Here is a 13,575-nt window from a genome sequence, read left to right on the forward strand (position 1 = left end):
TCCCGGACTCCGGGAACCCGACTACCGGCTGGTACCCGTCCCCTTCTCCGCGTCGAGCGCGTACACGCAGCGGTCCTTGCTGCACGCGTACACGACGCCGTCCTTCACGACCGGTGTGCCCGTGATCTCGCCGCCCGTGGCGAGCTTCCAGCGCAGCCGGCCGTCGTCGGCCTTCAGCGTGTAGAGCAGGTGGTCCGTGGAGCCGAAGTGGATCCGCTCGTCCGCGACCACGGGCGCCCCGACGATCTCGCCGCCGGCCTGGAAGCGCCACTTCGGGGTGCCGGTCACGGCGTCCAGGGTGTAGAGCCCCTGGCCGCTGCCGACGTGCACATGGCCCTGGGCGACGAGGACCGGGTCGACCGACGAGGGCCTGGCCTCGGTCGCGATGCGCCAGCGGTCGCGGCCGTCGGTGGCGTCGAGCGCGTACACGGTGCCGAGGTGGTCGACGAGGTACACGCCGCCGCCGGTGACCGCGGGGCCCGGGGCGAAGGCGGGCGGGGACAGGAACACGGCGGGCGCCTCGAAGTGCCAGCGGACGTGGCCCGAGGCGGCGTCGACGGCGAGGACGCGGGTGCCCGCGGCGACGTACACGTAGCCGTCGGAGGCGGGCGTCAGGCGCATCGGGACGCCGCCGCAGGAGCCCGCGTCGCCGATCGGGTACGACCAGCGCTCGTCCCCCGTACGGGCGTCGAGGGCGCGCAGGCGGGCGTCCTGCCACACGTACACCGTGCCCTCGTGCAGGACGGGTCCGGCCTCGGTGGCCTCGAAGTCGGTCTGGCAGCCGGTGATCTCCCACAGGAGGTCGCCGCCGACGGCCTCGCGGGCCTGGACGCCGCCGCCGCGGGTTGCGGTGACGACGGTGCCGCGGTCGGCCTGGAGCGCGTACACCCAGGCGTCGGTCTGGATCCGCCACAGGTCGCCGCCGTCGCGGGCGTCGAGCGCCCACAGGGTGGGCCCGTCGGAGGCGTGGATGCGGCCGTCGGCGACGGCCATCGACCAGGCGACGTCGCGGGTCTTGAAGCGGCGCCGCCCGGTGGCCACGTCCAGGACGTGCACCTCGAACGACGTGACGTAGACGAGGTCGCCCGCGACGGCGGGCGTGCCCCACACGTCGTTCGACATGCGGAACCGCCAGGGCCGCCACGGCGCGCCCTCGGCGGCGGAGGGCGCGGGCACGACCGGTTCCTGCGAGCCGTTCACGGCGGGTTTGGAGCGGGACCAGGATCCGGCGAGGCCCGATTCGGCGGGCGGCGTCTTCACGGCGGCGGCCCGCGCGTCGGCGACCCGCGGTCCCGGGCCGATCGGCACCTGCGCCCCGGCGAGGTGCACGGGCCCGTCCGCGACGAGGCTCTGGCCCGCGGGCACCGGTGAGTGCCGCCAGCCGTCGGTGGCCACGGGCTGCGGGGCGGGCGCCATCGGCGGGGCGGGCGGCTGCGAGGGCATGGCGGGGATCGGGCCGCCGTGCCCGTTCGGCGCGGCGTGCGCGCCGGGGCCCGGCTGCCGGGTCGCGGGGGCCTTGGGGGCGGGGCGGCCGCCGCGGCGGGACTCGATCAGCGCGACGGACCGCTCGGGCAGCCAGGCGGAGGCGGTGCCGCTGTCGTCGCTGCCCGCGCCGAACAGGTGCGGGGCGAGCTGGGCCTGGAGGTCGGCGGGGGAGGGCCGCTGGCCCGCCTCCATCTGCATGCACGCTTCGAGCAGCGGCCGCAGCTCCTCCGGGAGGCCCTCCAGGTCGGGGCCCTCGCGCAGCAGCATGAACACGGTCTCGACGGGGTTCGCGCCGTGGAACGGGGCGTGCCCGGTCGCCGCGAAGACGAGGGTCGAGCCGAGCGAGAAGACGTCCGACGCACCGGTCACGCTGCGCGAGTCCTTCGCCTGCTCGGGCGACATGTACGCGGGCGTGCCCACGGCGACGTTCGTCATGGTCAGGCGCGTGTTCGAGACGCCGGACGCGATGCCGAAGTCGATGACGCGCGGGCCGTCCTCGACGACCAGCACGTTCGACGGCTTGAGGTCGCGGTGCACGAGGCCCGCGCCGTGGATGGACTGAAGGGCCTCGGCGATGCCGGCCGCGAGCCAGCGCACGGCCTGAGCGGGCAGCGGCCCGGTCTCATTCACTATTTCTTCGAGGGAGGGCGCCGGTACGTAGGCGGTCGCGAGCCACGGCACGGCCGCGCGCGGGTCGGCGTCGACGACGGCGGCCGTGTAGAAGCCGGACACCGCCCGTGCCGCCTCGACCTCGCGCGTGAAGCGGACCCGGAACAGCTGGTCCTCGGCGAGCTCCGTACGCACCGTCTTGATCGCCACGCGTCGGCCCGAGGCCGAGCGCGCCAGATAGACCAGGCCCATGCCGCCCGCTCCGAGCCGTCCAAGGACCTCGAACGGACCGATCCGCCTCGGATCGTGCTGCGTCAGCTGATCCATCACTTGCCTGCCACCTCCCCGTGCGGGCCACCGCACTCACGGCCCCCGTCAGCGTCTCACCACCGAAGCGCCACGGCGGCACGCACCCCCGATTCTTCCTGTCTCGGCCCTCAGTTGCGAACCTCGGGTCAAAACGGGGTGTCTCGGAGCATTCAGGGCCTCTTACGCCTGCTCGCACACCGCGAACACCGCCCCTTGATCATCCTCGATCACGGCGGCTCTTCCGTACGCCGTGGGGTGCGGCCCCACCCGCACCCGCCCGCCGAGGCGGACGGCGGCCGCCGCGGTGGCCCCGGCGTCGGCGCAGCCGAAGTGCAGCAGGAACCTGCCGGGCCCCTCGGCGACGGCCCGCCGGCGGACCGCCGCCCCGGAGTCCCCCTCCTCGAATACGGCCCGATGGAAGGAATCGCTCAGCGCGGCATCCGGTGTGAGGAGTTCCGCGCCGCAGAACGCGCCGGCCCCGCCCACCCGCTCGAAGCCGCGGTGGCTCCCCGCCTGCCGCAGCACGAACGCCGCCCCCTCGGGCCCCCGCGCGAGCGCCACGGTCGCCTCGGTGCCGCCGGACAGCGGCCCCGCCACGATGTGCCCGCCCGCCGCGAAGACCCGTTCGGCGGCGGCGTAGGCGTCGCGCACGGCGAGGTGCACCCGCCACTCGACCTCCAGGTTCGCCGGGGCGAGGGCGGCGACGGCGCGGTCCTCGCTGTAGGCCGCCGTGTAGTAGTCGCGCTCGGCGCCCGCGCCCTCGTCGAAGGTCCAGCCGAGGAGATCGCCGTAGAACCGTTTTCCCGCCTCGACGTCCGCGAGCCTGGCGTCGGCCCAGCACGGGGCCCCTTCGGGAAATTCGGGAACGGCGAGCCGGTCGCGGCGTGCGGGGCGCATGGGCGTCACGCTAACCAGGCCGAACGCGCCGATGTGCTTTAAATTCGAACGTTTGGCCAATTCCAGTCGCTCACGGCGCGTCATTTGACCGGAGGCCATGACGGCCAACCCCATTTGCAGTCGGCCAGATCGCGCTCCGATCACCCCTCGGTAAGCTGACGGCATGACAGGACAAGTACGGACCGTCGACGGCCGCGTGGCCGGCCGGCGTGGTCAGGCAACACGTCAGAAGCTGCTCGACTGCCTCGGCGAGATGCTCAGCTCCTCGCCCTACCGGGACGTCAAAGTCATTGATGTCGCGCGAAAGGCGGGCACTTCGCCCGCGACCTTCTATCAGTATTTCCCGGACGTCGAGGGCGCCGTCCTGGAGATCGCCGAGCAAGTGGCCACCGTGGGAGCGGGGTTGACCGAACTGGTCGCGGACCGCTCCTGGGTCGGCAAGGCCGGCTGGGCCACGGCGCAGGAACTCGTGGACGGCTTCCTGGAGTTCTGGCGCAAGAACGACGCGATCCTGCGCGTCGTCGACCTCGGCGCGGCCGAGGGCGACAAGCGCTTCTACAAGCTCCGCATGAAGATCCTCAACTCGGTGAACAACTCCCTCGCGGACGCCGTCAAGGACCTTCAGGACAAGGGCAAGGTCGACAAGGACGTGAGCCCGGCCGCCGTCGCCGGCTCGCTGGTCGCGATGCTCGCGGCGGTCGCCTCGCACCAGAAGGGCTTCCAGGCCTGGGGCGTCAAGCAGGCCGAACTCAAGCCGAACCTCGCACTGCTGGTGCACCTCGGCGTGACCGGAAAGAAGCCCGTCAAGTAACTCTTCCTGGTCCTGTCGTGCAGCGGCGGTTCGCGTGGTGCAACGTGAGCCGCCGCTGTTGCAGTTCCCGGCCCGCCGCTCAGCGGCGCTCGAGCCGGAACAGCCGGATCTCCCGGTCCACCCGCCGCTGGTACGTGGCGTAGGGCGGCCAGAACTTCAGCGCCGCCGCCCAGGCCTCCGCCCGCTCGCCGCCCTCGAGGAGCCGGGCCGTCACCGGGACGTCCGCCCCGCGCCAGTTGATCCCGGCGTCCGGATGCGCGAGAAGATTCGCGGTCCAGGCCGGATGGCCGGGCCGCCCGAAGTTCGACCCGATCAGCAGCCAGGTCCCCCGCTCCTCCTCGGGCATGCACGCGAGTGGCGTACGCCGTTCGATCCCGCTCTTCGCGCCGCGCACGCAGAGGATCACACCCGGCAGCATCTGCGCGCTGAGCAGCACCTTTCCTCGTGTGAGGCGGTGCACGGTGCGGTCGAGGGCGGGGATGACGTGCGGCGCGATGCGGCCGAACGTCCGCGTCGACGACACCTTCTGCACCAGCTTGATGCCCGGCGGCGCCATCAGACCGCCACCTTCAGGCCCGCACCCGGCGCGAACAGCTCGGCGGCCTGCGCGGCCCGGTCCCGCAGCAGGTGCACGGGCCCGAACAGCAGCTCGTCGCCGGTGGCCCGCTTCAGGTACAGGTGCGCCTCGTGCTCCCAGGTGAAGCCGATGCCGCCGTGCAGCTGCACGGCCTCCCCGGCCCCGGTCCGCAGCGCTTCGAGGGCCTGGGCGAGCGCGAGCCCGCCGACCGGCGCCTCGTCGTCCGCACAGGACCCTGCGGCCCATGCCGCGTAGTAGGCGGCCGAGCGCGCCGCCTGCACCTGTACGTACACGTCGGCGAGCCGGTGCTTCACGGCCTGGAAGGACCCGACGGGCCGACCGAACTGCTCCCGTTCCTTGACGTAGTCGACGGTCCGCTCAAGGGCCCGGTCGGCGGCGCCGACGGCCTCGGCGGCGAGCAGGGTGGCGACGGTGTCCCCGACGGCGGTCAGCGCCCCGGTCACATCGCCGTCCTCCTCGCCCAGCAACTCGGCTTCCACGTCGCGGAGTTCGATGCGCGCCTGCGGCCGCGTCTCGTCCATCGCAGTCCGGCGTACGCGGGCGAGCCCGGGGGCGTCCTCGCGGACGAGGAAGAGGAGCGTGCGGGAGCGGGCGAAGCCTCCGGTGTGCGCGGCGACGAGCAGCAGTCCGGCGCTGTGGCCGTCGAGCACCTGCTCGGCCTGCCCGTAGAGCCGCCAGCCGCTCTCCTGCCGGGCGGCCTGTACGCCGCCGGCCCGGCCGCCGCCCGCCCAGTCCCCCACGTTGTCGGCGACGAGCCCGAGGGCGGTGGCGAGGCCCGTGCCCGGCACGGCGAGCGTCGCGGTCAGGGCCCCCTCGGCGATCTTCGGCAGCAGCGCGGCGCGCTGGGCCCCGGTGCCGAGGGCGGAGATCAGCGGGGCCGCGAGCCCGCTGGTGGCGAGCAGCGGAGTGGGCGCGAGGGATCGCCCCAACTCCTCTGCGGCGAGCGCGAGTTCGACGAGGGTTCCGCCCACGCCCCCGCACTCCTGCGGGAGTCCGAGCCCCGGCAGGCCGAGTTCGGCGCTGAGGGTGCCCCACAGGGCGAGGTCGTGACCGACGGGCGTGCGGGTGGCGGCCTTGACGTCGTCCGGGGTGCAGCGCTTGGTGGCGAGTTCGCGCAGGGTGCGGCGGATCTCTTGCTGTTCCTCGGTGAACCTGGCGTCCATGTGGGCCCCTTTCTGACGGGGCGTCATGTTAGGACGCCTGCCGCCGGATGCCCAGAGCTACGCACACTCCTGCGCACCCCCGTATCTGATGTACCGTCAGATTCATGACTGAGAGCGGAAGCAAGGTCGCCATCGCGGGCATCGCCCTCTCCGACTGCGGCCGCGTCGACGAGGCCACTCCCTACGCCCTGCACGCCCAGGCCGCCCGCCGGGCGCTCGCCGACGCGGGGCTCGCCCCCGACGTCGTCGACGGCTTCGCGAGCGCGGGCCTCGGCACCCTCGCGCCGGTCGAGGTCGCCGAGTACCTGGGCCTCAAACCCCGCTGGGTCGACTCCACTTCGGTCGGCGGCTCCACCTGGGAGGTCATGGCGGCGCACGCGGCGGACGCGATACGGGCGGGCCACGCGCGCGCCGTCCTCCTCGTCTACGGCTCCACGGCCCGCGCCGACATCAAGGCGAAGCGCCGCACCTCGAACCTGTCCTTCGGCGCGCGCGGCCCGCTCCAGTTCGAGGTGCCGTACGGCCACTCGCTGATCGCCAAGTACGCGATGGCGGCCCGCCGCCACATGCACGAGTACGGCACGACCCTCGAGCAGCTCGCCCAGGTCGCCGTCCAGGCCCGCGCGAACGCGTCCCGCAACCCGGACGCCATGTTCCGCGACCCGATCACGGTCGACGAGGTGCTGGACGGGCCGATGATCGCCGACCCGTTCACCAAGCTGCACTGCTGCATCCGCTCGGACGGCGGGGCGGCGGTGCTGCTCGTGGCCGAGGACCTGGTGCGCGACTGCGCGAAGCCGCCGGTGTGGGTACTGGGTTCGGGCGAGCATGTGTCCCATACGACGATGTCGGAGTGGGACGACTTCACGGTCTCCCCGGCGGCGGTCAGCGGGCGGCTCGCGTTCGAGCGGGCCGGGGTGCGGCCGGACGAGATCGACATCGCGGAGATCTACGACGCCTTCACGTACATGACGCTCGTGACCCTGGAGGACCTCGGCTTCTGCGCCAAGGGAGAGGGCGGCGCCTTCGTCGAGAAGGGCCGCCTCCTGCACGACGGCGAACTCCCGACGAACACGGACGGCGGCGGCCTCTCCGCACAGCACCCCGGGATGCGCGGCCTGTTCCTCCTGGTGGAGGCGGCACGGCAGCTGCGCGGCGAGGCGGGGGGCCATCAGGTGCACCGGGCGGACGGTTCGCTGCCACGCCTCGCGGTGGCGTCGGGGACGGGCGGGTGGTTCTGCTCGGCGGGGACGGTGGTGCTGGGGCGGGACTGAGGAGTGGGGCAGAGCGGGACCGGGGGGCGGAGGCAGAGCGGGACCGGAGGGTGGGGGCAGAGCGGGACCGGGGGGCGGGGGCGAGAATCGGGGGATGGAACCGGAACCCGACCTGGACGCCCTCCTGCGCTCCCTGCGCGTATGGGACACCGAGCTGCCCGCCTTCGACCCCGAGGACACCCCCGCCGCTCCCCTCCCCCTGTTCACCGAGTGGTTCGCCGCGGCCGTCGCGGCGGGCCAGCCCGAACCGCACACCCCCTCGCTCGCGACCACGGACGCCGAGGGCCACGCCGACGTCCGTACGGTGATGCTGCACGGCGCCGACGAGGCGCACGGCTGGCACTTCGCCTCGCACGCGGGCAGCGCGAAGGGCCGCCAGCTCGCCGCGCACCCGTACGCGGCGCTCGGCTTCTACTGGCCCACGCAGGGCCGCCAGATCCGGGTCCGCGGCCCCGTCCGCACGGCGGGGCCCGAGGTCGCCCACACCGATCTGCACGCCCGCTCGACCGGTGCGCTCGCCTCCGCCCTCGTCGGCCACCAAAGCGAACTGCTCGACTCCTACGAGGAGTTGGAGCGCGCCTCACAGGCCGCTTGGGAGCACGCGCAGCGCGAACCGAACGCCGCCGCCCCCTCCTGGACGGTCTACGAGCTGTCCCCGGACGAGGTGGAGTTCTTCCAGGGCGACGCGCGACGCCGCCACGTACGGCTGCGCTACCGGCGCGCGGCGGACGGCTGGGTCAAGGAGCTGCTGTGGCCGTGAGGGGGCGGGCCCGCGGGGGCGACCGGGCCGCTCAGCCGGTGGTGAACGCCCACACCGCGAACTCCCGGACCGGCCGGTAGCCGAGCCGCTGGTAGAGGGCGTTGCTCGTGGGGTTGGCCAGGTCCGTGAAGAGCAGCACCTCTTCGGCGCCGGCCGCCCGCGCGGCCCGGCTCACCTCGGCGGTGACGGCGGCCGCGTAGCCCCGCCCGCGCAGCGCGGGCGGTGTGTAGACGGGAGCGACGCGGGCGGTGCCGACCGAGCCGCGGGTGACGCCGGCCATCGAGACCGGCGTGCCGTCGGCGGCCTCCCAGAGCGTGACGCCCGCGTAGCCGACGCGCTCGTCGGCCCACGCCTCGGCCTGCTCCCGTGTCGCGACCTCGCGCGGGTGCGCCTCCGTCTCGAAGGCCGTGTGCCAGTCCGCGAGGAGCCCCCGGTCGCTCGCGCCCGCGATCCGCGCCCCGCCCTCGGGCAGGCTCTTCGGCGGCGTGAGCTCGCCGAGCCGGAACAGCCGCTGCCGCGTCACGCGCTCGGCCCGCGCGCCGGGATGCCGCGCGAGCCAGGCCCCGGCGAATGCGGCCGTCGACTCCACCGCACCGTTCGCACCGTCGACCGGCAGTCCGGCGAGGGCGTCGACCAGGGCGCCCGCCGCCTCCTCGCGGCCCGCCGCCCCACCGGGCAGCGCCACGTACGGGAAGTGCGGCGGCGTCCAGAAGAAATAGCCGGCCGCCCGGCCGTCGGGTCCCGGCCACACGCCGAAGCGCGCGCGGTCCCTCGCCCAGCCGGACGCCCGCATGCGCGCGGTGACGCCGAGCGCCACGGTGTGCAGGGCGGGGTCGGAGGCCAGCAGCTCCCCGGCCCGCTCGTCGAACTCGTCGAGCGCCGACGTCAGCAGCCACTCCCCCGTACGTGCCCGTGAGGTCACCATCGCCTCATGCGTACGTGCCCGTGAGGTCACCATCGCCTCATGATGGCCGCGTCCGTATCCGTACGACCACGGGATTTCGGCGCGGGCGGCCGAAGCGGCTCAGGTGGCGGGCCGGAACACCGGCACCGCGAACCCGTCCCCGCCCTCCCGGAAGTCGACCGTCAACTCCATCCCCACCCGCAGCTCGGCCTCCGCGCACTCCACGATCTCCGTCATCATCCGGGGCCCCTCGGCGAGGTCGACGACGGCCGCGGTGTACGGGGTGCGGCCCCCGAAGGGTGGCAGGTCGTTGCGGTGCACGACGGACCATGTGTAGAGCGTGGCCCGGCCGCTCGCGTCCCGCCACCGGCCGTTCTCGCTCCAGCAGAACGGGCAGAACTCCCGCGGGTAGTGGTGGTGCCGCCCGCAGTCCGCGCAGTGCCTGAGCAGCAGCCGCCCTCCGGCGGCCGCGTCCCAGTAGGGCCGGGTGAAGGCATCGGGCTCGGGAACGTCGAACCGTACGTCCGCCGTGGTCATGAGAACAGTCCGATCGCGTGGTCGAGGGACCAGGCCTGCCAGGACATGGCGAACAGCGCGACGAGGGAGATCAGGCCCATCATCGCGTTCTGCCCCTGCTCGGCCCAGTCGTGGATCATCAACGTGAAGTAGAGGAGGTTGAGCAGCAGTCCGCCGATCAGCGCGATCGGCGTCAGGAGTCCGAGGATCAGGCCGATCCCCAGCGCGAGTTCGGCGTACACCACGACGTACGCCATCGTTTTCGGCCGCGGTTTCACGACGACCTCGAAGCCGCTGCGCACCGCGTTCCACTTGTGCTTGCCCGCCACGTCCGCGGCCCACGCGATGCCGGTGCCGCGCTCGAACCAGCCCTTCTTGTCCTTGTGCCGCCAGCTCTCCAGCCACCACAGGCCGAGCCCGATGCGCAGCACGGCGAGCCACTCGGCGCCGCTGAGCCCTATCGCGTCCATGAAGTCCGGCCCCTCCTCCACTTTCTGACGGTACGTCAGTTACTCGGGTAGGCCAGTTCAACGCATCCAGCACCGCCTCCGCAAGGGCCCCGCACACACCAACGGCCGGGCATCCGGAGCCGGGTCCGTGATCAATTCGCAACCGGTTTCCGTCTTGACCGGTCCCGTTCAATCCGGCGCCGCAATACGCTCCGTGCATGGCCGACTCCCCACAAGCACCGGCACGCAGTCACGAACGTCCACCCGTGTACGTCATCGGGGGCGGCCCCGGCGGACTCGCCACGGCCGTCGGGCTGAAGGCACACGGTGTGCGCCCCGTCGTCCTGGAGAAGTCCGACGGCGTCGGCGCCTCCTGGCGCGGCCATTACGACCGCCTCCACCTGCACACCACGCGCCGCCTCTCGGGCCTGCCCGGCCTGCCGATGCCGCGCCGCTTCGGCCGCTGGGTCGCCCGCGACGACGTCGTGCGCTACCTGGAGAAGTACGTCGAGCACCACGACCTGGAAGTCGTCACCGGCGTCGAGGTCACCCGCATCGAGCGGACCCCCGACGACTCGGGGTGGCTGCTGCGGGCGACCGGCGGCCGCGAGCTGACCTCGGCCGCCGTCGTCGTCGCCACCGGCTACAACCACACCCCGCACCTGCCCGACTGGCCCGGCGCGGCCACGTACACCGGGAAGCTGCTGCACGCGGGCGAGTACCGCGACCCGGCCCCCTTCGCCGGCCAGGACGTCCTCGTCGTCGGCGCGGGCAACACGGGGACCGAGATCGCCGTCGACCTCGTCGAGGGCGGCGCCGCGCGCGTCCGCATCGCCGTGCGCACCGCGCCGCACATCGTGCGCCGCTCCACGCTCGGCTGGCCCGCCCAGCGCACCGGCATCCTCTGCCGGCGCCTGCCGGTCGGCCTGGTCGACCGGCTCGCCGCGCCGCTCGGCAGGATGAGCGTCCCCGACCTGTCGGCGCAGGGCCTGCCACGCCCCGACACCGGCCTCTACTCGCGGGCACTCCAGGGCGCCATCCCGGTGCAGGACGCCGGCTTCGTCGACGCCGTACGGGCCGGGAAGGTCGAGCCCGTCGCCGCCGTCACCTCCTTCGACTCGGACGCGGTGCTCCTCTCCGACGACACCCGCGTCACCCCGGACTCCGTGATCGCGGCCACCGGGTACCGGCAGGGCCTGGAGGGCCTGGTGGGCCACCTGAACGTCCTGGACCCCGCCACGGGGCGGCCCCGCGGAACCTCCTCGACCCCCGGCCTCCACTTCACCGGCTACACGAACCCGATCTCGGGCATGCTCCGCGAACTCGCCCTGGACGCGGGCCGCATCGGCAAGAAGGTGGCGGCACAGCTACCCGCGTAACCGCCCCCGAGCACCCGCGCGCGCACGCCCCTCGGAACATTCGCCCCATCTCTTTGCCTGCAGCCCTGTTCCTGACACAGTGTCAGTTCAGTAATCTGACTATGCGTCAGTTATCCCTCGGGGGGACTTCGAGGCACTGCACAGGCAAGAGATGTCGCTGACACACAGGAGCGGGCGGACCGATGCTTGGATCGACGTATGGCACCCTGACCACCGACTCCCGCCGGGCCCGCGTGATCGCCTGCGGTGAGCAGCCCGGACCCGCCGTGCACGGGCGGGCCGGTACCGAAGAGCTGGACGTCAGCGGGCGTCCGCTGCACTCCGACGTCCCCGATCTCGACCGGTTCTTCCGGCCCGAGTCCGTCGCCGTCGTCGGCGCGTCCGACGCGGAGGGCCGGCCCAACACGGGCATCACACGGCAGCTCATGAACTGGGCGGAGCGGGTCGGCGCGCGCCTGTATCCGGTGCACCCCACCCGCGAGACCGTCTTCGGCCTCCCCTGCTCCCCCTCCGTCGCCGAGCTGCCCGAGCAGGTCGACCTCGCCGTGCTGCTCGTCGCCGATCCGCTGCCCGTCATCGAGCAACTGGCGGACACGAAGGTGAAGTTCGCCGTCGCGTTCGCCTCCGGGTTCGCGGAGACGGGCGACGAGGGCGCGGCCGCGCAGGCCCGCCTGTCCGCCGCCGTGGAACGCTCCGGCATGCGCCTGCTCGGCCCCAACACCAACCTCAACGCCTTCGAGCGCTTCCGCGACGACCTCGACGGGCCCGCCATCGCGCTCATCACCCAGTCCGGCCACCAGGGCCGCCCCGTCTTCTCCCTTCAGGAACTGGGCATCCGCCTCTCCCACTGGGCGCCGACGGGCAACGAGGCCGACCTGGAGACCGCCGACTTCATCTCCTACTTCTCCCAGCGCCCCGAGGTCGGCGCCATCGCCTGCTATGTCGAGGGCCTCAAGGACGGCCGCTCCTTCCTCCTGGCCGCCGACCGGGCCGCGCGCGAGGGCGTGCCGGTCGTCGCCGTGAAGGTCGGCAGGACCGAGACCGGCGCGCGCACCGCGGCCTCGCACACCGGGAAGCTCACCGGCGCCGACACCGTCGTGGACGCCGCCATGCGGCAGTTCGGTGTCATCCGCGTCGACGGGCTCGACGAACTCCAGGACACCTCCGCCCTGCTCGCCCGCGCCCGGCCGCCGCAGGCCGACGGCGTCGTCGTCTACTCGATCTCCGGCGGCACGGGCGCCCACTTCTCGGACCTGGCGACGGAGGCGGGCCTCGACCTGCCGACCCTCCCCCAGGAGAAGCAGGACGAACTGCACCAGTGGATACCCGACTATCTGAGCGTGGCGAACCCGGTCGACAACGGCGGCCACCCGGTCGGCGACTGGCGCGGCCGCAAGATCATCGACGCGATCCTCGCGGACCCCTCCGTCGGCGTCCTGATCTGCCCGATCACCGGCCCCTTCCCGCCCATGAGCGACAAGCTGGCGCAGGACCTGGTGGACGCGGCGGAACAGACGGACAAGCTGGTGTGCGTGGTGTGGGGCTCGCCGGTCGGCACGGAGGACGCCTACCGGAAGACCCTGCTCGGCTCCTCCCGGGTGGCCACCTTCCGCACGTTCGCCAACTGCATCACCGCGGTCCGCTCCTACCTGGACCACCACCGCTTCACGGCCTCGTACGTCTCCCCCTTCGACGAGGCGCCGCGCACCCCCTCGCCGTCCTTCCGCAAGGCGCAGGCCCTGATCCGCCCCGGCCACCAGCTGAGCGAGCACGCGGCGAAGCAGCTGCTGCGGGCGTACGGGATCCGGGTGCCGCGGGAGCAGCTGGTGACGAGCGCCGCGGCGGCGGTGCGGGCGGCGTCCCTCGTCGGCTACCCCGTCGTCATGAAGGCGTCGGCTCCCCAACTGGCCCACAAATCGGAACTCGGGCTCGTCAAGGTCGAGTTGACCTCCGCCAGCCAAGTGCGGGACGCGTACCGCGAACTCACCGACATCGCCCGCTACGAGGGCATCGAGCTCGACGGCGTCCTGGTCTGCCAGATGGTCGAGCGGGGCGTCGAGATGGTCGTCGGTGTCACGCGCGACGACCTGTTCGGCCCCACCGTCACCGTCGGCCTCGGCGGCGTCCTGGTGGAGGTGCTGCGGGACACCGCCGTGGCGGTGCCCCCCTTCGGCGAGAGCCAGGCGCGGGCGGTCCTCGACCAGCTCCGCGGGCGGCCCCTGCTCGACGGGGTCAGGGGGGCGCCGCCCGTCGACATCGACGCGCTGGTCGAGGTGATCCTGCGGGTGCAGCGGATGGCGCTCGAACTCGGCGACGACCTCGCCGAACTGGACATCAACCCGCTGATGGTGCTGCCACGCGGCCAGGGCGCGGTCGCCCTCGACGCGCTCGCGGTGTGCCGCTGAACCGGCCGCCACCGAC

General features: G+C 73.3%; 12 protein-coding genes. 5 read left to right on the top strand and 7 right to left on the bottom strand.

Annotated features, from left to right (window positions below):
• Nucleotides 1-21 precede the first annotated feature (21 nt).
• Nucleotides 22-2,424: a protein serine/threonine kinase AfsK gene (afsK, locus tag ACNYS0_RS18260; protein WP_422474949.1), complete on the bottom strand. Its 2,403-nt coding sequence runs from the start codon at nt 2,422-2,424 to the stop codon at nt 22-24.
• A 159-nt stretch (nt 2,425-2,583) separates the two neighbouring features.
• Nucleotides 2,584-3,300, bottom strand: coding sequence for a VOC family protein (locus tag ACNYS0_RS18265; RefSeq protein ID WP_422474951.1), 717 nt, complete (start codon nt 3,298-3,300; stop codon nt 2,584-2,586).
• A 163-nt stretch (nt 3,301-3,463) separates the two neighbouring features.
• Between ACNYS0_RS18265 and ACNYS0_RS18270 the strand changes: the two genes are divergently transcribed.
• Nucleotides 3,464-4,111, top strand: a complete 648-nt coding sequence (locus ACNYS0_RS18270; RefSeq protein WP_422474953.1) for a TetR family transcriptional regulator — start codon at nt 3,464-3,466, stop codon at nt 4,109-4,111.
• Between the two features lie 79 nt (nt 4,112-4,190).
• Here the strand turns inward: ACNYS0_RS18270 and ACNYS0_RS18275 are convergent, their stop codons facing one another.
• Entirely contained in the window at nt 4,191-4,667 is a 477-nt protein-coding gene (locus ACNYS0_RS18275; RefSeq protein ID WP_422474955.1) for a nitroreductase family deazaflavin-dependent oxidoreductase, read from the bottom strand.
• On the bottom strand, nt 4,667-5,872 hold the full coding sequence (locus ACNYS0_RS18280; protein ID WP_422474956.1) for an acyl-CoA dehydrogenase family protein: 1,206 nt from the start codon (nt 5,870-5,872) through the stop codon (nt 4,667-4,669). The genes ACNYS0_RS18275 and ACNYS0_RS18280 overlap by 1 nt, the downstream gene beginning before the upstream one ends.
• 104 nt (nt 5,873-5,976) lie before the next feature.
• On the opposite strand from ACNYS0_RS18280, the gene ACNYS0_RS18285 reads away from it, so the two are divergent.
• Both ACNYS0_RS18285 and ACNYS0_RS18290 read left to right on the top strand, forming a co-directional pair.
• The gene (locus ACNYS0_RS18285; protein WP_422474958.1) at nt 5,977-7,146 is read left to right on the top strand and encodes a thiolase C-terminal domain-containing protein; all 1,170 of its coding nucleotides are present in this window, start codon (nt 5,977-5,979) and stop codon (nt 7,144-7,146) included.
• 94 nt (nt 7,147-7,240) lie between these two features.
• On the top strand, nt 7,241-7,906 hold the full coding sequence (locus tag ACNYS0_RS18290; RefSeq protein ID WP_422474959.1) for a pyridoxine/pyridoxamine 5'-phosphate oxidase: 666 nt from the start codon (nt 7,241-7,243) through the stop codon (nt 7,904-7,906).
• Between the two features lie 31 nt (nt 7,907-7,937).
• Here the strand turns inward: ACNYS0_RS18290 and ACNYS0_RS18295 are convergent, their stop codons facing one another.
• The 3 genes from ACNYS0_RS18295 to ACNYS0_RS18305 all read right to left on the bottom strand — a co-directional run bounded on the left by ACNYS0_RS18295 (nt 7,938) and on the right by ACNYS0_RS18305 (nt 9,796).
• Nucleotides 7,938-8,831, bottom strand: a complete 894-nt coding sequence (locus ACNYS0_RS18295) for a GNAT family N-acetyltransferase (RefSeq protein WP_422474961.1) — start codon at nt 8,829-8,831, stop codon at nt 7,938-7,940.
• A 99-nt stretch (nt 8,832-8,930) separates the two neighbouring features.
• Nucleotides 8,931-9,347, bottom strand: a complete 417-nt coding sequence (locus ACNYS0_RS18300; protein ID WP_422474963.1) for a Zn-ribbon domain-containing OB-fold protein — start codon at nt 9,345-9,347, stop codon at nt 8,931-8,933.
• Nucleotides 9,344-9,796, bottom strand: a complete 453-nt coding sequence (locus ACNYS0_RS18305; RefSeq protein ID WP_422482706.1) for a DoxX family membrane protein — start codon at nt 9,794-9,796, stop codon at nt 9,344-9,346. Before ACNYS0_RS18305 ends, ACNYS0_RS18300 begins: the two co-directional genes overlap by 4 nt.
• Nucleotides 9,797-9,993: 197 nt before the next feature.
• On the opposite strand from ACNYS0_RS18305, the gene ACNYS0_RS18310 reads away from it, so the two are divergent.
• The gene (locus ACNYS0_RS18310; protein ID WP_422474965.1) at nt 9,994-11,154 is read left to right on the top strand and encodes a flavin-containing monooxygenase; all 1,161 of its coding nucleotides are present in this window, start codon (nt 9,994-9,996) and stop codon (nt 11,152-11,154) included.
• A 182-nt stretch (nt 11,155-11,336) separates the two neighbouring features.
• Nucleotides 11,337-13,559 carry an acetate--CoA ligase family protein gene (locus ACNYS0_RS18315; protein ID WP_422474966.1) on the top strand — a complete coding sequence of 741 codons (2,223 nt, stop codon included), beginning with the start codon at nt 11,337-11,339 and terminating at the stop codon, nt 13,557-13,559.
• The last annotated feature ends 16 nt before the right edge of the window (nt 13,560-13,575 follow it).

Origin of the sequence: Streptomyces anthophorae, assembly GCF_049310305.1 — a bacterium.
Taxonomy (GTDB): Bacteria; Actinomycetota; Actinomycetes; order Streptomycetales; family Streptomycetaceae; genus Streptomyces.

Excerpts from the sequence above, each read along its gene's own strand:
- ACNYS0_RS18290 (WP_422474959.1), top strand. The coding sequence starts at position 7,241 with ATGGAACCGGAACCCGACCTGGACGCCCTCCTGCGCTCCCTGCGCGTA.
- ACNYS0_RS18315 (WP_422474966.1), top strand. The coding sequence starts at position 11,337 with ATGCTTGGATCGACGTATGGCACCCTGACCACCGACTCCCGCCGGGCC.
- ACNYS0_RS18285 (WP_422474958.1), top strand. The coding sequence starts at position 5,977 with ATGACTGAGAGCGGAAGCAAGGTCGCCATCGCGGGCATCGCCCTCTCC.
- ACNYS0_RS18310 (WP_422474965.1), top strand. The coding sequence starts at position 9,994 with ATGGCCGACTCCCCACAAGCACCGGCACGCAGTCACGAACGTCCACCC.
- ACNYS0_RS18275 (WP_422474955.1), bottom strand. The coding sequence starts at position 4,667 with ATGGCGCCGCCGGGCATCAAGCTGGTGCAGAAGGTGTCGTCGACGCGG.
- ACNYS0_RS18295 (WP_422474961.1), bottom strand. The coding sequence starts at position 8,831 with ATGGTGACCTCACGGGCACGTACGGGGGAGTGGCTGCTGACGTCGGCG.
- ACNYS0_RS18265 (WP_422474951.1), bottom strand. The coding sequence starts at position 3,300 with ATGCGCCCCGCACGCCGCGACCGGCTCGCCGTTCCCGAATTTCCCGAA.
- ACNYS0_RS18300 (WP_422474963.1), bottom strand. The coding sequence starts at position 9,347 with ATGACCACGGCGGACGTACGGTTCGACGTTCCCGAGCCCGATGCCTTC.
- ACNYS0_RS18270 (WP_422474953.1), top strand. The coding sequence starts at position 3,464 with ATGACAGGACAAGTACGGACCGTCGACGGCCGCGTGGCCGGCCGGCGT.
- ACNYS0_RS18280 (WP_422474956.1), bottom strand. The coding sequence starts at position 5,872 with ATGGACGCCAGGTTCACCGAGGAACAGCAAGAGATCCGCCGCACCCTG.
- ACNYS0_RS18305 (WP_422482706.1), bottom strand. The coding sequence starts at position 9,796 with ATGGACGCGATAGGGCTCAGCGGCGCCGAGTGGCTCGCCGTGCTGCGC.